At 42.7% G+C, this 23,977-nt stretch carries 26 protein-coding genes and 1 other RNA gene; 18 read left to right on the top strand and 9 right to left on the bottom strand.

What is annotated here, in order from left to right:
- Positions 1-165 precede the first annotated feature (165 nt).
- A complete protein-coding gene (locus tag HCJ66_RS03000) occupies positions 166-1,083 on the bottom strand; it encodes a hypothetical protein (RefSeq protein ID WP_187131827.1) in 918 nt (305 codons plus the stop codon).
- A gap of 193 nt (positions 1,084-1,276) precedes the next feature.
- A complete protein-coding gene (locus HCJ66_RS03005; RefSeq protein WP_187131828.1) occupies positions 1,277-2,134 on the bottom strand; it encodes a GRP family sugar transporter in 858 nt (285 codons plus the stop codon).
- Between the two features lie 157 nt (positions 2,135-2,291).
- Between HCJ66_RS03005 and HCJ66_RS03010 the strand changes: the two genes are divergently transcribed.
- The 10 genes from HCJ66_RS03010 (at position 2,292) to HCJ66_RS03055 (ending at position 11,367) form a co-directional block, all read left to right on the top strand.
- The gene (locus tag HCJ66_RS03010; RefSeq protein WP_187131829.1) at positions 2,292-4,253 is read left to right on the top strand and encodes a BglG family transcription antiterminator; all 1,962 of its coding nucleotides are present in this window, start codon (positions 2,292-2,294) and stop codon (positions 4,251-4,253) included.
- Positions 4,253-4,717 carry a PTS sugar transporter subunit IIA gene (locus tag HCJ66_RS03015; RefSeq protein WP_187131830.1) on the top strand — a complete coding sequence of 155 codons (465 nt, stop codon included), beginning with the start codon at positions 4,253-4,255 and terminating at the stop codon, positions 4,715-4,717. The genes HCJ66_RS03010 and HCJ66_RS03015 overlap by 1 nt, the downstream gene beginning before the upstream one ends.
- A complete protein-coding gene (locus HCJ66_RS03020; RefSeq protein WP_036060685.1) occupies positions 4,714-5,034 on the top strand; it encodes a PTS fructose transporter subunit IIB in 321 nt (106 codons plus the stop codon). The genes HCJ66_RS03015 and HCJ66_RS03020 overlap by 4 nt, the downstream gene beginning before the upstream one ends.
- A gap of 12 nt (positions 5,035-5,046) precedes the next feature.
- Positions 5,047-6,153 carry a PTS fructose transporter subunit IIC gene (locus tag HCJ66_RS03025; protein WP_187131831.1) on the top strand — a complete coding sequence of 369 codons (1,107 nt, stop codon included), beginning with the start codon at positions 5,047-5,049 and terminating at the stop codon, positions 6,151-6,153.
- 15 nt (positions 6,154-6,168) lie between these two features.
- On the top strand, positions 6,169-8,772 hold the full coding sequence (locus HCJ66_RS03030; protein ID WP_187131832.1) for an alpha-mannosidase: 2,604 nt from the start codon (positions 6,169-6,171) through the stop codon (positions 8,770-8,772).
- A gap of 104 nt (positions 8,773-8,876) precedes the next feature.
- An RNA gene (ffs, locus tag HCJ66_RS03035) (signal recognition particle sRNA large type) lies at positions 8,877-9,143 on the top strand.
- Between the two features lie 244 nt (positions 9,144-9,387).
- Complete coding sequence (locus HCJ66_RS03040; RefSeq protein ID WP_187131833.1) at positions 9,388-9,642, top strand: hypothetical protein; 255 nt, start codon at positions 9,388-9,390, stop codon at positions 9,640-9,642.
- 221 nt (positions 9,643-9,863) lie between these two features.
- A complete protein-coding gene (locus HCJ66_RS03045; RefSeq protein ID WP_187131834.1) occupies positions 9,864-10,451 on the top strand; it encodes a hypothetical protein in 588 nt (195 codons plus the stop codon).
- A gap of 102 nt (positions 10,452-10,553) precedes the next feature.
- Positions 10,554-11,036, top strand: coding sequence for a hypothetical protein (locus HCJ66_RS03050; RefSeq protein ID WP_187131835.1), 483 nt, complete (start codon positions 10,554-10,556; stop codon positions 11,034-11,036).
- Positions 11,037-11,106: 70 nt separating this feature from the next.
- Positions 11,107-11,367 carry a YiaA/YiaB family inner membrane protein gene (locus tag HCJ66_RS03055; RefSeq protein WP_187131836.1) on the top strand — a complete coding sequence of 87 codons (261 nt, stop codon included), beginning with the start codon at positions 11,107-11,109 and terminating at the stop codon, positions 11,365-11,367.
- A 94-nt stretch (positions 11,368-11,461) separates the two neighbouring features.
- Here the strand turns inward: HCJ66_RS03055 and HCJ66_RS03060 are convergent, their stop codons facing one another.
- The 3 genes from HCJ66_RS03060 to HCJ66_RS03070 all read right to left on the bottom strand — a co-directional run bounded on the left by HCJ66_RS03060 (position 11,462) and on the right by HCJ66_RS03070 (position 14,517).
- On the bottom strand, positions 11,462-12,361 hold the full coding sequence (locus HCJ66_RS03060) for a LysR family transcriptional regulator (RefSeq protein WP_187131837.1): 900 nt from the start codon (positions 12,359-12,361) through the stop codon (positions 11,462-11,464).
- Positions 12,362-12,428: 67 nt separating this feature from the next.
- Complete coding sequence (locus tag HCJ66_RS03065; RefSeq protein WP_187131838.1) at positions 12,429-14,189, bottom strand: CocE/NonD family hydrolase; 1,761 nt, start codon at positions 14,187-14,189, stop codon at positions 12,429-12,431.
- Positions 14,190-14,364: 175 nt separating this feature from the next.
- Entirely contained in the window at positions 14,365-14,517 is a 153-nt protein-coding gene (locus HCJ66_RS03070; RefSeq protein WP_187131839.1) for a hypothetical protein, read from the bottom strand.
- Between the two features lie 138 nt (positions 14,518-14,655).
- Here HCJ66_RS03070 and HCJ66_RS03075 point away from each other — a divergent pair, with 138 nt between their 5' ends.
- From HCJ66_RS03075 to HCJ66_RS03100, 6 genes are all read left to right on the top strand, one after another.
- Complete coding sequence (locus HCJ66_RS03075) at positions 14,656-15,108, top strand: DUF3284 domain-containing protein (RefSeq protein WP_181677080.1); 453 nt, start codon at positions 14,656-14,658, stop codon at positions 15,106-15,108.
- Between the two features lie 243 nt (positions 15,109-15,351).
- A complete protein-coding gene (dnaX, locus tag HCJ66_RS03080; protein ID WP_187131840.1) occupies positions 15,352-17,088 on the top strand; it encodes a DNA polymerase III subunit gamma/tau in 1,737 nt (578 codons plus the stop codon).
- Between the two features lie 31 nt (positions 17,089-17,119).
- Positions 17,120-17,437, top strand: a complete 318-nt coding sequence (locus HCJ66_RS03085; protein WP_036067665.1) for a YbaB/EbfC family nucleoid-associated protein — start codon at positions 17,120-17,122, stop codon at positions 17,435-17,437.
- A gap of 232 nt (positions 17,438-17,669) precedes the next feature.
- Entirely contained in the window at positions 17,670-18,266 is a 597-nt protein-coding gene (gene recR, locus HCJ66_RS03090) for a recombination mediator RecR (protein WP_181677147.1), read from the top strand.
- Positions 18,267-18,283: 17 nt separating this feature from the next.
- Positions 18,284-18,544 (top strand): YaaL family protein, encoded by a 261-nt coding sequence (locus HCJ66_RS03095; protein WP_181677082.1) that lies wholly within the window; start codon positions 18,284-18,286, stop codon positions 18,542-18,544.
- A 58-nt stretch (positions 18,545-18,602) separates the two neighbouring features.
- On the top strand, positions 18,603-19,472 hold the full coding sequence (locus HCJ66_RS03100) for an alpha/beta hydrolase (protein WP_187131841.1): 870 nt from the start codon (positions 18,603-18,605) through the stop codon (positions 19,470-19,472).
- Between the two features lie 214 nt (positions 19,473-19,686).
- Here the strand turns inward: HCJ66_RS03100 and HCJ66_RS03105 are convergent, their stop codons facing one another.
- Positions 19,687-20,253, bottom strand: coding sequence for a sugar O-acetyltransferase (locus HCJ66_RS03105; protein ID WP_343068955.1), 567 nt, complete (start codon positions 20,251-20,253; stop codon positions 19,687-19,689).
- Between the two features lie 104 nt (positions 20,254-20,357).
- Here HCJ66_RS03105 and HCJ66_RS03110 point away from each other — a divergent pair, with 104 nt between their 5' ends.
- Both HCJ66_RS03110 and rpsN read left to right on the top strand, forming a co-directional pair.
- On the top strand, positions 20,358-21,224 hold the full coding sequence (locus HCJ66_RS03110) for a LysR family transcriptional regulator (protein WP_187131842.1): 867 nt from the start codon (positions 20,358-20,360) through the stop codon (positions 21,222-21,224).
- A 117-nt stretch (positions 21,225-21,341) separates the two neighbouring features.
- A complete protein-coding gene (rpsN, locus tag HCJ66_RS03115) occupies positions 21,342-21,611 on the top strand; it encodes a 30S ribosomal protein S14 (protein WP_181677085.1) in 270 nt (89 codons plus the stop codon).
- 312 nt (positions 21,612-21,923) lie between these two features.
- Here rpsN and dhaM read toward each other — a convergent pair whose 3' ends face one another.
- Genes dhaM through dhaK form a run of 3 tightly spaced genes read right to left on the bottom strand, consistent with a single transcriptional unit; the run spans position 21,924 to position 23,902 of the window.
- Entirely contained in the window at positions 21,924-22,298 is a 375-nt protein-coding gene (gene dhaM, locus HCJ66_RS03120) for a dihydroxyacetone kinase phosphoryl donor subunit DhaM (protein WP_187131843.1), read from the bottom strand.
- On the bottom strand, positions 22,299-22,898 hold the full coding sequence (gene dhaL / locus HCJ66_RS03125) for a dihydroxyacetone kinase subunit DhaL (protein ID WP_187131844.1): 600 nt from the start codon (positions 22,896-22,898) through the stop codon (positions 22,299-22,301). It abuts the gene before it with no gap.
- Between the two features lie 11 nt (positions 22,899-22,909).
- Positions 22,910-23,902 (bottom strand): dihydroxyacetone kinase subunit DhaK, encoded by a 993-nt coding sequence (gene dhaK, locus HCJ66_RS03130; protein WP_187131845.1) that lies wholly within the window; start codon positions 23,900-23,902, stop codon positions 22,910-22,912.
- Positions 23,903-23,977: the final 75 nt, after the last annotated feature.

The raw sequence follows: 23,977 nt of genomic DNA on the forward strand, positions 1-23,977 counted from the left end.
TTATGAAGGAATAAGCAGAGATATGGCTTAGGTTTGGCTCTTAAAACTCAAAAAATAGGAGTCGTTTGTGTTACATTTATTGAATACACACGACTCCTATTTGGCTCATTATAATTATTTCTATAGAGTAATTATAATTCATTCCTATAATATTATACGCTATAGCTAAGATTTATTATTAAAAATTCCAGTGTTTTTTTGTGCAACAAAAGAAGCCAACTTCATTCTTTTTGGGGGTTCTTGAAACTCCTCTATTACGATACTTAACCATACATATTTATTTACATAGATAGGCTGGGCTTGATCTTTTTCTGGAATGTTTTTAATCTCCCCCATAACCAACAGCATTATAGGGAAGCGTGAGTTAGATTCTTGATTTATGTATTTACATAAAGAACCCATAAATTCATTGGCTTGAACATATTCCTTAAAGAATGATGAAGGAAATATAAATACGCCCTCTTTTTTTTCAAAACGGACATGAATCTCACATGAGTTATCTTCCAGTATTGCGTGGGTAGCATATCCATATGTTTTTACAAAAGCATCATTAATGGTTATCTGATTAAGAGCCCTATTATACGTTTTCGGACCTCGCACTATAGTTGTACTAGATTCTTTTAGAGTGGATAAATCCGTCGTTTCACTGCCGCTATTAACCAGAACTGCTTCAATGTGCTCGGTTCCTTCGTGACTGTTATTGTCAGTGGTTTTATTTGGACGACTTCTTTTTCTGGATGTACTATTCTTTTTCTTTTTGTAAATAGTTTTAAACAAATAGCCAAGCCTATTATCTGACTCTTCCTCTCCCATAGTAACAGAGATTTCAACCAGTTTTTTACTTCTTTTTTTAGAGGCATCTCTTTCAAAAAAATAAGGGCAGTCTTTAGTATGGTTTTCTTTTGGGTGTGTTCGTAAGAAAGTTTCTGTGTGACCATTTACAAAATCAAGTTTAGCATCACAATTTTCTGTGGGACAAAATAAATCTTGCTTTAATTCTTCAAAATCATTTGCTGTGGAAATAACACTTAAATCAATAACTGTTTTTGTTTTTTTGTGGTATGCTTCGTTTATTTTAGCCATGCGCATCACTCCTGTAAGTTTAAGGTTTATATTGTATACATTTTACCACGTTCGCATCTTTTTAGAAAGCGTTTTCTTTGGGTTTTAAGAAAAAAATAGATTGTAGAGAATTTTGTTAGGTCATGTTCAATAAATGTATGTGTTTAGGAGCTATTTATTTCTAATTTAATAGAGTTTATTGAAATTAAAACAGTTATTTCAACAAACTCAACAACACAACCCCAACCATAATCAATCCAACCCCCGAAAGAATAAACGTCCACTCGAGTGGGCTCTTTTTTTGCTTGAAAATCAGAATTCCACCAATCGTCGCCACAATCACGCAAGCCTGTGAAATCGAGAAACTAGTCGCGACGCCAAGCACGGCAGTCGCTAGAAACATACCGAGATTCGCGATCGACCATGATAATCCAGTCAACAGATTGAACGCCACATTTTTGCGGGAAATGGCAGATTTTTTCGTTAAATTAATGCCAATGGCGCATGTCAGCATCCCGATGGCTTGTGGTAAGATGATAGCGAAACCACTCACGTGAAATAGCTGGTTTGTCACGACGTAAAGCGTTAAAAAGAAGGAAGATAGAATAACGATAGCGTAGACATGAATGGAAACTGACTCCTTGATTTGATTCCCACGTTTTTGAAATCCGGTCATTACCACCCCAACCAAAATGATAAGCACTGCAAAAATGCCAATCAAAACAGCGCTCGTCGTCTGCCATTCGTGGAAAATGAGGACGGCAAATAGTGTAGCGCCAACGAGTTGTGTGCCATTGGAAATCGGCATCGCCTTGGCGACGCTCGACGCGGCGATTCCTTTAAATTGCAGTAATTGTCCAAAACTCCAAAAAATACCCGATATGAAGCTGACAATAAATGAGGCTAGCGTAATTTCGGGTGACACAAACCAAAATAAAATAAAAGCGAATACAAGCGCGCTAATCGATGTCCCGAGTAACTGCTCCTCCGGGGTACTTTTTCGTAAGTTCGCAATGATAGGCATAAAACCCCAACCAAGAATCGGTAGTAAGGCAACAAAATAAATCAACATAATAAGCTTCCTCTCATCATTAATAATGCCACCTAAATTTATCACGCGTAGGAGGACTCGGCAATATCCCAAAATTACGGTATTCAATGCAGTAAATTTCGTAGTTTTCGGTAAGGTAGCTTTGTAATAGAATAAGGTCAGGGAAAGGAAATATAAAATGAAAGCGGTAACTAAAATGATTGCAAATCGCGAAAAGAATATCATTCAGTTTTTAATGAAAGCAGGCCAGACACGCGTGGGAGATATTGCGGATCACTTAAGTCTCTCTGAAAAAACAGTATCCAATTCATTGAAAGAAATCGATTTGTTCCTAAAAGAATTTGGTATGACGGTCGTTCGTAAACCGAAAGTCGGTGTCTATATTGATGGGGATAGCGAAGGTTTGGCGCAAGTCACCCGCTTCCTAGGCAACCAAGTCAGTCTCGTTCCGTCCACCAAAGAAGAGCGCGTCATCTACATCTTCAGTACGCTACTAAAAGCAAGCGATTACGTGACGATTCAAGAACTTTCCGAAGCGCTTTACATTAGCCGTGGAACGATTGAAAAAGACATGATTGAAGTGACGAAAATGCTTGAGAAAGAGAGCGTCAAACTTTATAAAAAGCCAAGCAAGGGTATGAAAATTCTCGTCAACGAACAAGAAAAACGCGCCCTGACTTCGAAATTCATCCGTAATTTCTGGGGAGACAACTGGTATTTGAAACAAGAAGGCGAGAAAGTATTCCAAGCTTTCGATACGATTCAAGCGGACGTGACCGGAATTTTTCCAGAAGAGGGTCTAAAAGAGATTATTTCGATTGTGCGCGAGTTCAGCGAGACATACAATTTCAAGTTTACGGACTATGCTTTTCAGTCAATCGTGATTCATCTAGCCATTGCGGTAGAACGGATTCGGGAAAAAGAGTACGTACGAGATCAGGTGGACGGTCTAATGAAAGATGCGCTGGATTCCCAACAACAAAATACTGAAATACTCGTTGACATGCTCGAAACTCGTTTGTGCATTATGATTCCTGATTTTGAAATTGGCTATATTCAGATTCACCTCGCAGCGGCTTATAACCAGCGAAACAATCGTTTTTCCAGCAATCATGCTCAACCGCAAGATGATGTTTCGGAATTTGTGAGGGGCTGTTTGGTGGAAACGGAGTATGATCAAGAGCTGCTAGAAGGCTTGGCGACACACATAAAGTCGGCGATTAATCGATTGAAACTCGGCATGAATTTTAAAAATCCGTACCTTAGTAAAATTAAGCAAAACTTCCCGCGAGCGTTTGAGGAAGCGCTGTTTTTGAAAACGGAGGCGGAGGCGAAATACGAGGTGCAAGTGAATGAAGATGAAACGGCTTATATCGCGCTTCATTTCGAGGCGTATCATGAGCGAATGCGTTCCTTCCCTGATCCAATTCGTGTGGCGCTTGTGTGCAGTACTGGCCTAGGTTCATCGAGGTTACTTGCCGCCAGAATTAAGAAATATTTCCCGATGATTCAGATTGAAAAAATCTTATCCGTGCAAGCGATGATGGAGTCGGATGTCGATGTTGAGCTTGTCATTAGCACGATTTACCTCGAATTGGAAACGGTGCCAAGTATTGTGGTGAGCCCGATGATGAGTAAAGAAGATTTACAACAAGTAGAGCGACATATGGAAAAGTTGAAGCGGCAAAAGAAGAATGTGAGCCAGCCGTTTTTAGATTTAATCCAGCCAGAACATATTTTAGCAGGGCTTGAGGTTACGACGATGGAAGCGGCGATTACCGAAATTGGCGAGCTGTTGGTTGCGCGGGGTATTGCGAAGTCGGGTATTGCTCAGAGCGCGCTTTTGCGGGAGGAATTGTCGTTCACGTCATTTGACGAAATGGCGACGCCGCATGCAGATCCGGTGCTGATTAAGGAATCCACGATTGTTATTGCAACACTTAAGAAACCTGTGAAATGGGGGCTTGTGGACGTGGATAAAGTATTTTTCATCGCACTAACCGAGAATAATGGTTTAAATTTAGACGTGGTATACGAGCAATTTTACAATTATATTGATAATAAAAAGTGGCTGGAAAAGCTGATGACGCTTGATACCGCTGAGGAAATATATGAACATTTAATAAAGGATGGGATGTAATGGAAGTAAAGGATATATTGACAAAAGAACTCGTCGTATTCGATTTAGAAGCGACAACGAAGGAAGCGGTGATTCGAGAAATGGCGGGGATTCTGGACTCGAAAGGCATTCTGGCGGACAAAGAGGTCTACATTCAAGCTGTTTTGAATCGGGAAACGCACGCGACGACAGGGATTGGAAATAATATCGCGATTCCACACGGTAAGAGCGATAGCGTGAAGCGTTCGGCGATTGCTTTTGCACGCACGAACAACCTAATTGAATGGGAGTCGCTTGATGACGAGCCGGTAAACATGATTTTCCTGCTTGCTATCAGCGATTCTGACAAAACCGATGCCCATTTGAAAATTCTAGCTGAAATCGCGACCAAACTTATGGATGACGATATCGTTGTAGGGTTGAAAGAAACGCGAGCCAAGGAAGAAGTAATCCGTATTTTAAACGAAGGAGTGGTAGAAGTATGAAACGTAAAATAATCGCAGTAACCGCATGTGCAACAGGTGTAGCCCACACATATATGGCAGCGCAAGCACTCAAAAAAGGCGCAAAGAAGATGGGCGACTTAATCAAGGTGGAAACCCAAGGCGCGACTGGAATCGAGAATGAACTAACCGAAAAAGACGTAAATATCGGTGAAGTTGTGATTTTTGCAGTGGATACGAAAGTGAGAAATAGCGAGCGTTTTGCGGGGAAAACGATTCTGGAAGTTCCTGTAAGCGCGCCGATTAAAGACGCCGAAAAAGTGATTAACGAAGCACTGAAACTAATCGATGAGAAATAGGGGGAAACGACTATGTTTAGAAAAATTGGGAGCGAGCTTAAAAAACATGTTTTAACAGGTATTTCATATATGATTCCACTCGTTATTGCGGGTGCGGTGATTATGGCGATTGCGCGTGTTGGTGGTTCATTTTACGGAATTACGGACATTTGGGATCCGAAATATGCAGATAGTACGAACGGTATTATTTCGCTGTTGCATAGTTTAGATGGCTTTGGTGGACTGGCGCTAAGCATGATGTTCCCTGTCATTGCAGCGTTTATCGCTTATTCGATTTCGGATAAATTGGGTATCGCACCTGGACTTGTCGGCGGTTTGCTGGCCCGTGATATTGGTGCAGGATTCCTTGGTGCACTTGCAGCTGGTTTGATCGCAGGCTACACGTGTCTATTGATTAAAAAATACGTCAAATTACCAAAATCGGCAGCATCTATTGTCCCTGTCTTTTTAGTGCCTGTTTTTGGGACGCTGATTACTGTACTCATTATAAATTATGTCGTCGGAATTCCGTTTGCCGACTTGAATAAAGCGCTTGAAACTTGGTTAAACGGCATGTCAGGAACGAATCAAATTTTGATGGCGGCAATTATTGGCGCGATGGTTGGATTTGACTTAGGCGGGCCGGTAAACAAGGCCGCAGTTACGACCGCAATGGCCCTTTTGACGAGTGGAATTTATGCTCCGAATACTGCCGCACAAGTCGCGATTATTATTCCGCCACTAGGTCTGGGTCTGGCAACATTGATTGCAAGACGAAAATACAACACTGAAATGCGTGAAGCTGGGAAATCCTCTCTAATCATGGGGCTTGTTGGTATTAGTGAAGGCGCGATTCCATTCGCTGTAGAATCCCCGCTAAAAGTCATTCCGGCAACCGTGATTGGTTCGGCAATCGGCGGTGCGTTGGCAGTAGGACTTGGCGCGATTAACCAAGCACCAATCAGCGGTTTTTATGGCTGGTTCACTGTGCAAAACTGGTGGTTCTATATTTTAGCAATCGCAGTTGGAACGTTCGTCGTAGCAGGAATGTCCGTTGCTTTACGGAAAGATAGCGCTGGTCAGGAAGAATCGTACACAGTCGAGGAAGATGATTTTGATGAAGCAGAATGGGAAGCTTAAAAAACGGAGGTAATCATGGTTAAAGCACACATTGTCAATCATACGCATTGGGACCGCGAGTGGTATTTCACATCCGCCGACGCGCTGGTTTTAAGCGAACAACTTTTTACAGAGGTTATCGAGGAATTGCAAGCACACCCAGAGGCAAATTTCGTATTGGACGGCCAATTATCGATTTTGGACGATTATGTCGCATTATATCCGGAAAAACTGGACGATATTAAGCAATTAATCGCCGCAAAACAACTTTTTATCGGGCCATGGTTCACGCAAACAGACGCGTTTTTTGCGCATGGCGAAGCAATTTTGCGAAACGCGATGATTGGAATTTTTGATAGTAAAAAATACGGCAATTATATGAAAATTGGTTATTTGCCAGATACGTTCGGATTTAACGCGCAAATGCCGACGCTACTTAGTCAGGCGGGGTTTGATAACATCATATTCTGGCGTGGGATTCATCTTGGCGAACAAGTCCAGTCTACCTATTTCAAATGGAGCGGGCTGGGTGACGCGGCGCAGATTTACGCGATTAATATGCCGCAAGGATACGGAACGGGGATGTTGCTTGAGCCGACAACGGCATATGTGGATGGGCGTCTTGATCCGGCAATTGATTTCATTGCAAAATACAGCGCCACGCAAGAAGTCCTGATTCCATCGGGAAATGACCAGCTGAACATCATTACTAATTTTTCAGAGAAATTAGCAGCAATAAACAAGATGGGACGCCATTCCTACGAACTCAGCACATATCAAGATTTCATCGCGTACGTCAAAACATTGCCTGATTTGGAGGAATATCGTGGCGAATTCAGAAGCCCAGTTTTAGCTCGGGTGCACAAAACGATTGGCTCCAGCCGCATGAACATCAAGTTGAAAAGCGCAGAATTAGAGCAAAAATTACTGACACGCATCGAACCACTACTCGTTATCGCTAAAGCATCGGGAATCCCAATCAGTGAACGTTTACTGATGCATACGTGGAAAAAACTACTGGAAGGACAGGCGCACGATAGCTTGGCAGGATGCGTTTCCGACCCTGTCGTAGAAGATATCATGCACCGAATGAAGGAAGCCGACGAATTGTGCGACAGCATCGAGAACACCATCGTGAAAAAAATCGCGGACGATCTAGAACTCGAAGCTAATGAAATCCTCGTTTTCAATACGGAACTTGCCACGTTTGATAGCTACAAAGAAGTACAAGTCATCACGAAAAACAAGCACATCCACTTTCCAGAATGCTCAGATGCGATGGTTGTTCAATCGGAATATATCGAATCAAGAGAAGATGTGCTAGAGGAAACGCCAGCTGGAAATCGCTTTATTGAAGAGCCGGGATACTATGTTTTGCAAGTGAGACTGAAAATCGAGATTCCAGGTCTGGGCTACCGCGTTCTGACTTTTGAAGACAGCGAAACGGCACTCGAAGAAATGAAACCAGTCACGAATACCTCCATTAGCAACCCGTTTTACAAAATTACTTTCGAAGACAGCGCCATTCATCTTGAGACGGCAACTGGCGAGAAACACCCTGCTTTTATCGAGTTAGAAGATGCCGCCAATGCAGGTGATACCTATGACTATTCCCCATTAGCAAACGATGTCCCATGCGATTTCCGATTTACAGAAGCAACAACAGAGAAATCACGCCAAGTTGAGCGATTAATTTTGACCGGCGTCCATGCGATGCCATTTGATCTGGAAGACCGACTCATACCAGACGGCAAACAAGCCGAACTTTGGGTGAAAATGACCTTGGAATTGAGTCGAGATAGCGCGTTACTTCATTGCAAATTAGAAGTGAATAATCAAATCAACAGCCACCGCCTGCGTCTAAAAATAAATACCGGCGTGAAAACCGACACGAATATCGCGTCCCTCCCATTCGGCTACATCAAGAGACAGCCTGGCGTCCCAGCGAATTGGCAAGACACATACAGCGAAAAGCCGGTCGACATTGAGCCGCTCGAACAAAGTGTGACGCTGACTAGCGAAACGAAGAGCTGTACTATCTTCACGCGAGGCATCAAAGAGTACCAACAATCCGGCGACCAGTTGGCGCTGACGCTACTCGCAACGACAGGTCAACTCGGCAAACCAAATCTCGCTTACCGTCCTGGCCGAGCATCAGGCGACACAACAAAAAAAGGTCACGTACTAATCCCGACAGAAGGCGCCCAACTAATCGGCGACCATACATTCTCCCTAGCCATCTATCTAGGCACACAAGGATTCGACGAGCATGAAACCGCCCAACGCACCAGAGCATTCAACCAAACAACAGTTTCCTATCAACGCCAATCCTACAACTATTTCCTGCACCGTTTGGACAATAAAATCCAAAAAACAGAACGGAAACGAGGCCTAAAACGCACCTTACAACTAAGCGACATGCCAAAATCCTACCTCATCTCCGCCTGTTACCCATCCTATTACGAGTCAGACAAATACATCATCCGAATCGAAAACCCGACGAACAAACCACAAACAATCGATCCATCGCACCTAACAAAAGGCAGTATAACGCTGATAAATGCACTAGAAGAACCCATCACAAACCAAGACTTTACAATCCCGGCCTATGACGCTATCACATTACGACTCCCATTTTAAAAAGAAACGATAAAATCAACACACAAATCAAGTTCTTACTTGCCTTTTCCATGAAATAAAGGTATATTTATAAGTGAGCCGTTTTTGAAATGGCAGCTAATTTGTCATGCTAGATGGGGACGTAGCGGAGCCCTGTAACCCACAATCCGCTCTAGTGGGGTTGAATTCCTTATCGAGGCTTTGTACCTGTTTGGTCAGCCCTTTGTAAGTGGTGTTGACGTTTGGGTCTTGCGCAATGGGAACCTGTGAACCATGTCAGGTCCGGAAGGAAGCAGCATTAATCAGTGCTTTCCATGTGCCGTGAGGTCGCCTGGGCTGAGCTAACTGCAAAGGTAACGCAGATGGATACATCGCCAGAATAAGGTGCATGGCATTATAATTTAAAACGATACAAGCCTTCTTTCTTCATTGAGAGGAGGCTTTTTTGTTGGAGTTGTTCAAACGAAGTGAGTTACAACTCCAATATGCATGAGAGCGAAGCGAGCAGGTAATCCCCCAGTGCCTGTTCGACCGCCTCCAAACAAAGAATAGTAACCGCCTGCCACCACACTTATGACACTCAGCCCTATCTAATTCCCCCAATATAGGCTATACTAGACAAAAGAGGTGAATGAAATGCCAGCAGAAAATCAAGGTGTGAATTTACTAGAACTGCGGAAATCTCCAAAGTTGAACCCGGAAATACAAGGGGAAATAGAGGATTATGTGACGTGGGAACGTGAAGATAAATTGTACTTCGGCCGAATCGAAAAGATGCTAATCAACTCAGCCATAGTAGCGATTGACGAAGACTTGCAAAAAGAACACAATGCACCAGTACGTACAGTGGTTAACTTTAAGAAATATCGAGTAGTCGAGTTAGAGGAATAAACAACGAAACAGAAGCGCCGACCTCTGATGGTTTGGCGTTTTTCATTCTGATCTGTAAACCCATCAAAAATAATGGAACTTTTCGTGATTTAAAAAAGATCGCCAATTTAGATATAATTGATCATTTCAAACAAAAGGGGTGCATTAGATGTTGATAATACAGTGAAATAAAGCTATCATATACATGCAAGTATTAGAAGTACATAAGCGGAGTTTTAATAATGAAGTATAGAAAATTACTAACTACACTATTAATCCTTACTCTCATCGTCATCACAGGATGCTCTGAAAATACTTCAGAAAAACCATTAAAACCATCAAAAAAAGTAGTGACCATCGATGATATGCAAGACAAAATAGATATCGATAACATTATTCTAACTAAGTTTACAAAAACAATGACAAGTACCGAGGGGAAGTTTAGTGTCATCCTAGCAATGAAAGACACTGTTTACGATAAATTCCAAACCATCACAACCCCTTACTACTACACTATTCTATTACCAATCTCTATTGAAAATATGGTCGTGGAAGGTGTAAAATCAATACCTGCTCAGAAGTTGAAAAAGCTAACAACAGACGAAGCCGCTAAAGCAGGCATCAAGGTAAACAGCCAAGCATTTGCGGGCGAGCCTTACACATTCTTTTCCATAGAACAAAGCGTGGAATGGAATCCGCATTCCGATACCAAACCCAATCTAGAAGGCAAGTACGATTTCGCAATTCAAAACGAAGATTATGTGAATGCCTTTTATTTCTCGGATATTCAACTTTTTGTAAACGGTTTTAATGAAAAAGGAATCTACTAATAAAGCAAAATGCGTCCTAATTTGGGCGCTTTTTTCATGTAATCTTGTGTTATAATGAATCATAGCGTTAATCACGAATTGACCACACGAGGAGTCGAAAAAATGAAGTTCACAAAAAAAACATGGGGAATCGTAGCGCTAGCAGTCATCTGCATCATCGCCATCCCAGCCACCATTTTCACAAGCAACAAAGCGAAGGCGAGTACCGCGATCAACGAAAAAATCGCGGCATATGGCATTCCAACTGATGATATTATTGACATAAGTGAACTTAGCTACGATTTTAAAAGCGGCGGTTACGGTCGAATTATAACGACCAAAAAAGACATGGCGAAGTGGAAAGCCTATCTTGAAAACCCGAAGCACGAAGAAAATAATTACTACATCACTTACAACAAGGACAACAAAGAAATCCGCGAAAAGAAAAATACAAATGACCCACAAAGTACAGATTGGTATTATATTTTTCACTACGATCGCGGGGAAGTGACCGTGAACATGAGCGTTTTTGGGAATTGGATTGATCCTAATGACGCAGAATCCCAAGAATACAGCGCACTACTTTCCTATCCTAAAGCTAACTAATAATCCCTGTAAAAATTCCCTATCCTTTTTACTATAAACTTGGTATAATTAATAAAGAGGGAGTGATAATGTGAAAAGAAAAGCATATCGTAATTCACCAGCATTTGTTATGTTAGCGTGGGGTTCGTTCCTAGCGTTCCTAACACTTACAGTCATTGGTCTAGCAACGTTGAAAGAGCCACTAATGGTCAAAGGGTACTATCTCATGGGTTCAATCGGCTTGATTTCATCTGCTTTTACAGTGGCTAAAGTCGTGCGTGACAACCAAGAAGATGAAGAGCGTTACAACCAGATGTTCCGCGCGAAAGACGTAGAAGACGCTGAGGAATAAGGTGAGACGTAGAAAATGGTTCTATAATCAATGCGAAGGAAGATTAATCTTGCCTCGATATTGATTATAGAACCATTTTTTATATCTTTTTAAACTACAAATCCCTCTGTATAAACGTGAATAAATCTAAAAGAAGATCGGTTTCATGATCTCGATCAAAAGCAGCAACAATATTTTGATCGTCACTATCGCTTTCTAAGTCAACAATCTTAATCCGATATTTGTCCTCCAGTGTCCCGTCATTCATCCCGGAATATAAGAAAGCCGAACCTTTTCCCACAGAAACCAAAGATAGTCCCTCATCAAGGTCTTTCACATAAGAATTCGCCTTCAAATTGAACCCATTTTTGAGGCCTTGTCCGACTACATAATCCACAATAACTGGCGACTGCTGTCTTTCAAGTAAGATAAACGTTTCCTGACTTAAATCTGAAAACCGCAACTTTTTCTTATAACTTAAGGCGTGATGAACAGGCATAGCGATTTGTAAATGATTTTCTAGGAATACCGCTGTCTCAAGCGCATCATTAGATTGAAAATAAGTTAATAAATTAAAAACCAAATCATACTCGCCGCTCAAAAGCCCGTCAGCTAGCTTCATCGGTGTATCTTGCTTCATTAAAAATGAAACATGAGGATGGCTCATTTTAAAATGCTCCAATAGTTCATACATTTTGCTCATATTGAAATTGGGCAGATAACCGATTTTTATAATTTGGGCTGTTTTATCCAGATTCACTTGCTCATCAAACATGTGAGCCAACTTCTCAACGCGTGTTAAAATATCGTTCACTTCTGCTAGAAACTGTTCACCGGCACGTGTTAATGTAATCGTGTGGTTACGCCGAATAAACAGCGCTACACCTAACTCGGCCTCTAATTCTTGTATGTGCCTACTTAAAGTCGGTTGCGAAATATACAGCTTTTCAGAAGCTTTTGTAAAACTACTCTCCGTCGCAACTTTAACGAAATAATTCAAGGTGGTTAACTTCATAATAACTCCATTCCAAACTAGTATTGGTAGTAGTTTTATTATAAAGTTAACCCCTTGAATCTACAAGTTATTTGGGCATCACAGGTAATTGAAGATAAGAAGCGTACTCTCCACCAGTATGAAGAATGTGAATGCCTTTATTATCCGGTGTACAGCCTGGTGTTCCTGGCATAACCGATCCAAGTTCGTCTTTTGTACTGACAACAATTCGCAGTGTTTCGCCAGCTTCATAAGATAAACCAAGTGGACTTAAAACGATATCTAGTTCCACAATTTCACCTCGAGCCAATTTTTCCACTCTCTCAAAACTGTAAGCAGGAATTTCATCGGTTGCCATTTCGCTGTCAAGTTGACGCATCGAAGCACGAAGTCGACCCCATGGACCTTTGTAACGTAACGCTGATGCGCCTTCTTGCGTGAAATCTTGGAGTGCTGCGCCATGATTTGGAACGACGAATTCACTCAAAACATTACCGAGTTTATCGATTTTTTGAATCCAAACGAAGACATCCATATCATCATAGCCGTCCACTTCCATAAACAGTTTTGCTTTCGGATAACCAACAAAATGCGTTTCTTTGTCGAAGGTCATTTGGAAAGAAGTACGGCCTGGGACGCTATTGGCAATATATTTTACTGGGAAGTCCTCTGACTCAGGATTTTCTTGTAAAGTACGGAATTTTCCATTCATGTAGAAGCGTTTATTTTCACTAGCGACAGGTGGGAAAGTTTCTGCGGGTATATCTGTTTCATTACTACCATGAAAATCAAGAAGGGAATAGCGCACGGTCGGTGTATTTGTCCAACCGTTATCTTTGCCAAGTAAATAGTAGTCAAAGAAGCGACGCAATTCTTCTGTATTGTCTTCATCGTAGTAATATGGCCATTCTTGACGGTCGTGGATACGAAGCCATTTTTCAGTGGAGCCTAGTGTGCGCCATGAACGGAAGGTACCCATTGTGTGTAGTGTGTTGGAATAACTTGCTATAACGAAAGCCGGAACAGTTATTTTACTCGCATCCGCCACTTTATCTTTCCAAATAGCAGCATCCGCCATTGGATAAGCTTGCATTTCTTTTACTAAGTCCTCACGTTTGGCACCTATAGCGCTGACGTGATTTACTTGCAAGCGTTCAATGAAATTTTGATCAGGAATGCCGCCAATAAACGCTAAATCGCGATAACCGTCCGAAAGTCCTTCTGTTGGGTTGATACAAGTTAAGTGAGGTGGCTGTTCGGCTGCGATATACCATTGCGAAAAGGCTAGATACGATGTGCCGGTAAGGGCTGTTTTGCCGTTCGACCAAGATTGAGCGGCTAACCATTCGATTAAATCATAACCGTCCTCTGCCTCCTGGGAACCGATCATCGTTGTGTCGCCTTCACTATGAGCGATACCGCGCATATCTGGATTACAAACGGCGTAACCATGCGCACACCAGTAAGCTGGATCGGGCGCTTCGAATTTCGTTAGACCTGAATTCCACGCGTTTCCCATACCTAGCATATTGAAAAGATTTTTGTAGCGAGGTGCAGTTCCGGCGCTTTTTCCATAAGGACTCCAAGCGATGAGCGTTGGGACTGTTGCGTCTGTAATTGGTAAATAGATATCGGTGTAAATCGTGATGCCGTCGCGCAATTTAACGGGTACATCTTTGAACATTTTAATATCGCATGTTAGCGGTTTGAAGCCTTCCGCGATTAGTTGGCCTTTTTTCAAGATAACTTCCTTTGTTTCAAAAGGGCTGAGGACACCGTGCTCGATACCATTGTCAATATATTCGAATGCTGGGCTAAAACTCATATTTTCTGTGATTTTTGCAGTCATTTGTATTACCTCCAAGACTATTCTCTCTACACCTCAAATTATACGAGGGAAAACGCTGGAAGTACAATCGTTATTCTGCATACTCATGCTATCGAGGTATCTGTTATTCGAAAAATGAATACCACGAAAAAAACCTCGATACGTAGATTCGAAATCTAATTATCGAGGCTTTCTCCTATTCTGCATCCTTGGACTCGTTTTTTTCATCGTCAGCCTTCTTTTTCGTTGGTAAAATAATTTCTTTATCACCTGGGAGCACGATGGTGTAATCATTTTTCTTCACCAGTTTGCCGTTGTCGAAGTCTGGGAAATCTGCTTTTTGTGCCATGCTATGACCTCCATTTCTCTCCCATTATACTACAAATCTCATTTTCTTTCCTTATATGCTTGTAAAAGGAGCGCGTAAATGGGATAATTTTAGAGAAGAAGTTGCCACGGAATAAAGTGAAGAAGGAGCGTTAATCCATTGAAAATTACGAAAAAACTCGCGATCTCGCAAAAAGAGTGTTTTGATACGATTATGAATTCAGTTGTCCATGATGTAAAGGCGGCAACGGGGAAGAAACCACTTGTACAAAAGCTTGAGGGCTTGAAATTTAAGCGCAAAATGGCGAATGGTTCAGAAGCCATCATGATTATTACGAAATGTACGCCGCCCGAAGTGTATGAATTTCAGACGAAAACGCATGTAAATACACATACGACGAGTTACACGATTGAGGCTGTTACAGAGCATACGTGTGAAGTGATTTATGATGAGACAGTGGAAGCCAAAACATCGATGGCACGTTGGAATAACATCCTTGTTGGCGGCATGCTAGGATTCACGCGTAAGAAACGAATCACCCGAATGCTAGACGGAATCGAAGCTCTAGTAATCCAGCAACATAAGGATTTAGTCTCGAAAATTGAAGGCTAACTCGAACTTATCAAATATGTTTTTATAAGCTATAATGGAAATACAGAATACGCAGATAGCAGACAAAGTTCTTATTGTTTAAAAGTTAGTCTTTGAAAACGCCAAACCTTCAGCGGAGCGACAAGCGCTCAGATTCTAGGCAAAGGCGAGTACCGGAGCGGAGTGTACGACTGTACATGAGCACCGGAACACAGACTTTAACGACGAAGATGAACGCTTGTCGCTTCGCTGAAAGGAGTAAATATGGGGTATCAGGCACTATACCGTGTTTTCAGACCACAAAGTTTTCAAGATGTGGTTGGGCAAGAACATGTAACGCGAACACTCAAAAATGCTATCGTCCAAAATAAGACGTCTCATGCGTACTTGTTTTCTGGTCCACGTGGAACGGGTAAAACGAGTGCGGCGAAGATTTTTGCGAAGGCGATTAACTGTCCGAATAGTGTGGACGGCGAGCCTTGTAACGATTGTGAGATTTGTACGGGTACGACGGATGGCTCGATTCCTGATGTTCTCGAGATTGATGCGGCGTCCAATAACGGTGTCGAGGAAATTCGCGATATTCGGGAAAAGGTGAAATATGCGCCGACCATCGCGAAGTATAAAGTGTACATTATCGATGAGGTGCACATGCTTTCGGCGGGAGCTTTCAATGCGCTCTTAAAAACGCTTGAGGAGCCACCGAAACATGTGATCTTTATTTTGGCGACGACAGAGCCGCATAAGTTGCCGCTGACCATCATTTCACGGGTACAGCGTTTCGATTTCAAACGAATTACGACGCAAGATATTATTGGGCGCTTGGCGTTCATTTTAGAAGAGGAAAAAATTGCGTACGATGCAAAGGCGCTCGACATTGTGGCCCGCGCAGCAGAAGGCGGGATGCGTGATGCGCTAAGCTTGCTCGATCAAGTTATTTCGTACGGTACGCAAGAAGTCACGGTTGCCGACGCACTCGAAATCACCGGTTCCGTAGCACAAGGCATGCTCACCGAACTCGTCCAAGCAGTGATCAATTCCGACGCAAAAATGGCATTAGAAAAGTTATCCGGACTACTCGCAGAAGGTAAAGAGCCGGTTCGCCTAGTGGAAGACCTGCTCGTCTTTTTCCGCGATGTGTTGCTATTCCAAAAGGCACCAGATTTAACAGATGCCTTGGAGCGCGCGGTGATTGATGAAGCGTTCCAAACATTGGTGACGTCTGCCGATGCGAACAAAATATACCAATACGTAACGATTTTAAACGATGCTGGCCAACAAATGCGATTTTCCAATCATCCAGGAATCTACATCGAAGTTGCGCTTGTACAGTTGATTCAAGTTGGCGGAGGAGCTCCAGTTGCTGTTACCACAACGAATACAGCGGTCGCGCCGAGTCAAGATGTTGCCGAACTCGTGAACAAGGTTGACCGTTTAGAACAAGAGCTGAACGATTTAAAACGTCAAATTGCGAATGGTGCAGTAGCCGCGAATGGAGCAAATGGCCAATCCGCGGCACCGCGCAAGAAGCAAGCCATCTCAGGAAACAAGCAATTCAAAGCACCAGTCGGACGGATCAATTCCGTACTAAGCGCTGCGAAAAAACAAGATTTGCAGTTAATTCGCAGTTGTTGGAGCGACCTGATTTCGATGCTGATGGCCTCACAAGCCGCACTTTTAAACGAAGCAGAGCCCGTAGCTGCCTCTAACGACACTTTTGTGTTAAAATTTAAGCATGAGATTCATTGTCAAATGGCGATGGATAATCCCAATTTTGTAGAAACAGTAACGAACGGTATTTCGCGGCTGACGAAGAATAACTACTCCTTCATTGGCATTCCCGAAGATCAATGGGGCGAAATCCGCGAGAACTTCCTGAAAAATGCGGACAACACCGAATCAGAAGATGGCGGTGAAAAACCATCAGAACCGGCAGAAGATCCGATTATCAGTGAAGCTGCGAAACTAGTTGGAGAAGGCTTACTTGAAATTAAAGAATAAAAAACTAAGATAAGAAAGAGGAGATTTAATAATGCGTGGAATGGGAAATATGCAAGGTATGATGAAACAAATGCAAAAGATGCAAAAAGAAATGGCAAAAGCACAAGCAGAACTGGAAGAAAGAAGCTTCACAGGAACAGCAGGAGGCGGCATGGTAACCGTTGAAATGACAGGAAAACGCCTAGTAACAGACGTCATCGTAAAAGAAGAAGTAGTAGACCCAGAAGACATCGAAATGCTACAAGACCTAATTTTAGCAGCAACAAACGACGCGCTAAAACAAGTAGAAGACACAACTGCATCCACAATGGGCAAATTCACTCAAGGTATGAACTTACCAGGAATGTAATTAATGAAGTTTTTGACTTGATTGAAAAAAAGAGTAGTACTAAGAGCTTGCCAATTTTTGTACAGGATCAAGATTTTGCAATGCACAAATCGAGCGAAAGCGTTTGTATTTCAGCGATTTGGTGGAAGCCGGAAGCGGAGTGTACGACTGTACATGAGAACCGGAACTCCGCCAAATCGCTGAAATGCGAACGCTTGCCGCCGATTTACCCGAGGTAAGGAGGAAACCCCAGATGCATTATCCGGAGCCGATAACTAAGCTGATGGACAGCTTTATGAAATTGCCAGGGATCGGACCGAAAACGGCGGCGCGGCTGGCTTTTTTTACGTTGGACATGAAAGAAGAAGATGTGCTTGATTTTGCGAAGGCGCTTGTGGACGCGAAACGTAATTTAAGTTTTTGCTCCGTTTGTGGCCATATTACGGACAAGGATCCGTGCTATATTTGTGCGGATACGTCGCGTGATCGCAGTATTATCTGTGTTGTTCAAGAGGCAAAAGACGTGATTGCGATGGAAAAAATGCGTGATTTCCGCGGCTTGTACCATGTGCTTCACGGGACGATTTCGCCGATGGATGGGATTGGTCCAGAAGATATTAATATCCCTGATTTGCTGAAACGCTTGCAGGATGACACGATTCAAGAAGTAGTTTTGGCGACGAACCCGAATGTGGAGGGCGAAGCGACGGCGATGTATATTTCGCGATTGCTGAAACCATCGGGCATAAAAGTGACGCGAATTGCGCACGGACTCCCAGTTGGTGGCGATTTAGAGTATGCTGACGAAGTGACACTATCTAAAGCATTAGAAGGTCGACGCGAAATTTAAAAACGAGGTGAGCGAAAATGGAAACAAGAAGCGACAAAAATGCGAAATCTCCACGTAAAAAGAAACAAAAGATAGGGAAAATGCATCAATCATATGACGCGTATTTAGTAGAATTAATCGAGGTTACCCAAGAAAAATGGAATCAACATCGAGATATTGCGCGTAAAAGTTTTGGCTACAACTCGGAAACGGAATATGAATTAAAGAAAGCAGAAGCCAAATATTTTTATCTTTTTCGTGAAGCTAGACATCGTAACTTAAGAAACTCGCCGAAATAAAATAGGACTAGAGATCATGGTTGTGGTCTCTAGTTTTGTGGTTAATGGAGTGTGGAAGTTGAAGGGAAAACGGAGTATGATGATTGGAGCAATAGTACTTATCGTGGTGCTTTTGTTTATGAGTTTTCGAACGACGCTGTTTGATCCGCTAAGTTTCCGCGTGAAGCAAGCTTTGAATATTTCTAGTTCTGCGAGTTCGGACGATGAGCCAATTGTGTTTATTCATGGTTTTGACGGCTCGAATTGGACGTTTTTCACAACGACGGTTCGCTATAGCGCGACTAATTTTGCGACGCGTTCGTTGACTTTGCTCGTTCGTGAAAATGGAGATATCGAGGCTTCGGGCGTCTACGATAAAGGCATGAAGCGGCCGATGATTCGTGTGAATTTTGAAAATCCGCGATCGATTATACCGAATAATGCGACATGGTTTTCCAAGGCGATGGACACGCTAAAAAATGATTATGGCATTAAAAAAGTGGATATCGTTGCACATTCCTACGGTGGTTTGACGTTTGTGAACTTCTTGCAAAAGTATAATTATCAATCGGACAGCTATCCAAAAGTGGACAAATTCACCGCGATTGGGACACCATTCAACGGTTCCGCAGTATCTAGCGATGGGGAAACACCGTATGATTTAACGACTAATGGACCAAAAAAAGAATCGGCTTACTTTCAAGAAATGATGAAGCATAAAGATAAGATTCCGCACGATTTGCAAGTCTTGAATATCGTTGGGGATTTGGATGATGGCAGTCGGAGCGATGGGCCAGTTGCCGTTGATAGTGCGAAGAGTGCGGCATTCTTATTTAGTAATAACGATTACGAGGAAGTTCTGTTCACTGGGCGATTCGCGCAACACAGTTGGCTCCATGCTAATATTGGCGTCGACCGAGAAGTTAAGCAATTCTTAGGAAAAAACTAAAAACAAAGCTGTTCAGACTATAATAATAGTTAGCTTAAATAAAAAAGTATTTTCTGACAAAATTTTGACGGAATCACAAAAATGAGGTAAAATAGAGTGGACTTTATAAATAAGTCTTTTTGTGTGCAGCTTATTTATAGAGTCTCATCCCAAAATAGGCAAGGCTGTAAGTGCTAGTTACAGTCTTGCCTATTTTTATTATGGTGCTGATTTATTAGCTTTCAATCTTCTTTGTGATTTTTGCGGGTGATCCAACGACAATGACATTATCCGGAACGTCTTTGGTGACAAGAGCGCCTGCCCCGACAACAGAATTCTCGCCAATCGTGACACCAGGCAATATGGTGGCGGCTGCTCCAATCCAAGCATTTTTTTTAATATGAATGGGTTTTGTGAATAGCCCTCTACGATTTGTAGGTTCTATTAAGTGATTGACTGTAATCAGATTTACTCGAGGCCCAATTAAAACATGATCGTCGAGTGTAATGCCTCCTAAATCAACAAACATCGCGTTCCTATTAATAAAAACGTGTTTTCCGAGTGTAATGTGCTTTCCAAAATCGGTATGAAAGGGAAGAAGTACCGTGACGGTATCGTCTATTTTTGCGCCTATAATGTCAGATAAAATTTGATTCCTCCCTTGTTTGGAATGGAAGGCATGGTTTAAATGAACTAACCGTTCTTCATTCTCTTCCTGCAAGTGATGAATTTCTTCAAAAATCGGATCAGATACCATTACTTCTCGATTACTAATGCGGTTTCTTAATGTGTCTGCCAAAATAATCCCTCCTAACTATTTGTCATCCTCAGTTTACGGTAGTATTATATATATGTCTAATACCTATAAACTATAATCAAATATAACTAATTATTATAGGAGGTTTTATGGAACTTCGAGTATTGAACTATTTTTTAGCAGTAGCCAGAGAAAGAAATATTAGCAAAGCAGCCAAAAGTCTACACCTCTCTCAACCAACATTGTCTAAGCAATTAAAAGAGTTAGAGGAAGAGTTAGGTGTTACTCTTTTTGAGAGAGGGAATCGTGAAATCAGCCTAACAGAAGAGGGCCTATTTTTATTAAGCAAGGGCAATGAGATACTGACTTTAGTTGAAAAGACGACCATGAATTTAAGGAAGGATGAGGTTGTCGCTGGAGAAATTTATGTTGGAGGCGGAGAGACTAAGGCGATGTCGCTGATTGCCAAAACAATGAAACGGATGATGGATGCGTATCCCGAAGTAAAGGTGAATTTGTATAGTGGAAATGCAGATGATATCATGGGAAAATTAGATGCTGGTCTGTTAGATTTTGGGGTGGTTGTTAATCCGACTAACAAACAAAAATATGCGTATATCAATTTGCCACAGAAAGATAGGTGGGGGTTGCTCGTTAGATGTGATCATTTCTTAGCTGAAAAGGAAACAATCATACCAACTGATTTAGTAGGAATTCCGTTGTTCGTTTCCCAGCAAAGTTTGGTAAGCAATCAAATTTCTGAATGGCTGGGAAACGACCTGGATCAACTAGATATTGTGGGTAGCTATAATTTGTTATATAATGCTTCCTTGATGGTTGAGCAAGGCGTTGGTTGTGCTCTGTGTATCGATGGAATCATTAATACAACGGAAAGTAATCTGATTTTTGTTCCACTTCAACCGGAATTGGACGCGTCATTAAGCATGATTTGGAAAAAGAATCAGGCGATGTCCATTGCAGCGACTAAGTTTTTAGATCAATTAAAAGCAGAGTAGTAGCCTTTTTTTGAGAGCTTGGCTCCGAGCTACTAAAATTGAAAAACTTGATTTATGTAGCGAGTAAGAGTATACTTGTTAAATCGTAATGATTACTATTATCAAAGGAGGAAATGTATGGCTAAAAAATCTAAAATAGCAAAAGCGGCGAAACAACGTCAATTAATCGCGCAATATGCTGACTTAAGACGTGAATTAAAGGCAAGCGGTGACATAGAAGCTCTGAATAAATTGCCGAAAGACTCCAATCCGATTCGTTATAAAAATCGTGATCTAGTTGACGGCAGACCACGAGCTTATATGCGCAAATTCGCAATGTCTCGGATTACATTTCGAGAACTCGCACATAAAGGACAAATTCCCGGCGTGAAAAAAGCTAGTTGGTGAGGCTCAGCGTATCGACAAACGCCCATTTTCGTCGTTAAAAGTTCTGTTCCGATGCTCACGTACTCTAGTACGCTCCGCTTCGGTACTCACTTTTGCCTAGAAACTAGGCATTTGTCGACACGCTGAGGTTTGGAGAAACGGTCAGGTTTTGCGCGAGATATAGTTTTTCTACAGTCTAAGAGGTTGAGACAAAACTCAAGATAAAGCAAAAACGCTCTCCCGTTTCTTCGGGTAGGACGAAAAATTCTGCTTTATACAAATCGAGCGAAAGCTTGTCGCCGATTTATTGGGATTATGTCCCATCCTCTTTTTTCATTTCACAATAATAGTTTCTAAGTTTTTGTTAATCACATCGATGCGCTCGTCCATCTGGAGTTGGGCCGCAGTGACGTAAGCGCCTTCCAAGATAGGAGCATCGAACAGGAGGATTTCCTTATCTGAGATTTCCATAATCGTTTCGATGTTCATTTTTGCACTGCCAAGATCGTAGAAAGCGTAGAGATAATCCGCTTCATTGGTCTCAAAAGCAGTGCTGACTTTCTCAAAACTCGTGCCGATTTCGCCGTCATCTGTTCCGCCAGCGTGTGTAATCGCAACGTCACGAGCGACTTCCTGAATGATTTGGTGAATGCCATATGCGACATCCGGGGAATGGGAGATAATCACAATACCGTATTTTTTGGTCATTTATTTCAGCTCCTCTTGTGCGAGTAAGGCTTGGAAAAGTAGCGCAGAAGAGTAAGCGCCTGGATCGAGATGACCGATGGAACGATCGCCCAGATAAGCGGCACGGCCTTTCGTAGCTTTCAGATCTTTCGTTTTTTGGAGCGAGGCCTCAATGACATCGCCAGTCAATTCGTCTTGGCGCAGGGCGTGGATGACCGGTTCCCACACATCAATCATCGTTTTTTCGCCAGCATGCGACTTGCCACGGTGCTCAATCCCGTCCAGTCCAGCTTCCAGCGCCTCAATTAATTTAGCCTGGGTCAACGTGCCTGCTTCGGTCGCTTTACTCATCGCGAGAAAAGCACTACCATACAGCGGTCCAGAAGCGCCACCAACCTTACTAAGTATCGTCATGCCAGCCGTTTTGAACGCCTCTTTTACGTTTGTCGGCTCTTTCTCCGCCAGCGTTTTTTTCAGTTCCGTGAGGCCGCGCGCCATGTTAATCCCGTGGTCACCATCGCCAATCGCTTGATCCAAGTCGCTGAGCAACTGGTTGTTTTGGATGACACGATCGCTGAAATCCGTCAGCCACCCAATCGCCCATTTTAGATTATAAGTCATTGCAATCCCTCCTATTTCCACGCGCTAGTCACGACAGGATAGTTCACCAAATCGAGCCATTTTTCATCCGTTAATTTCAAAATTGTCAAGGAGACGCCGTTCATATCAAGCGATGTCATGAAGTCACCAACGAGCGTTTTCGCAATCGGAATCCCGTGTGCCGCGATGATTTTATGCACATCATTGGCGAAAATATACTGCTCCATGAGTGGCGTCGCGCCCATACCGTTGACGAGAACAACGATTTTGTCGTCCGCGCCAAGAACCAATTCCGCGTTAATACGAGCAAAAAGCAAATTCGCGAGTTCATGCGAGGTCATCACCTTTTCGCGACTAGATCCGGGCTCGCCGTGAATCCCAACGCCGACTTCAATCTTGTCTTCTGGAAGTTCGAAACCGCGATGTCCCACCTCAGGCACCGTCCCGGCTGACAAGGCTGCGCCAATCGATTTGACGGAAGCCACGACTTTTTCACCGAGTGCTTGGAGTTCTTCGAGTGAGGCACCAGCCTCCGCGGCCGCGCCTACAATTTTATGGACAAATACCGTCCCTGCAACGCCGCGCCGACCAGTTGTAAACGAGCTATCTTCCACCGCAATATCATCATTGACGAGGACGGACGCGACGCTAATCCCTTCTGCCTCCGCGAGTTCCGCCGCCATTTCAAAATTCATCACGTCACCCGTATAATTTTTCACGATGAGAAGGACGCCTTTTCCTTGATCCGCCGCTTTGATTCCTTCCAAAATTTGATCCGGCGTAGGTGATGTGAAAACGTCTCCACAAACTGCCGCGCTAAGCATTCCTTTACCAACATAACCAGCATGTGCAGGTTCATGACCAGAGCCGCCACCGCTGACGAGTCCGACTTTTCCAGGACGTTTATCGTTACGAGCAATGACGCGCGTTCCTTCCACTCGGTAAACAAGATCGCTGTGCGTTTTAACGAGACCCTCCACCATTTGTTCCACGGCTTGATCGACTTCATTTAGAATCTTTTTCATTTTTGCTGTCTCCTCCTTGCTTTTAGTTCCTACTATGTAAATTTCCCTGATGGTGGGAGATTAAACGTTTATGAT

It is taken from the genome of Paenilisteria portnoyi, from assembly GCF_014322795.1.
GTDB classification, from domain to species: Bacteria; Bacillota; Bacilli; order Lactobacillales; family Listeriaceae; genus Listeria_A; species Listeria_A portnoyi.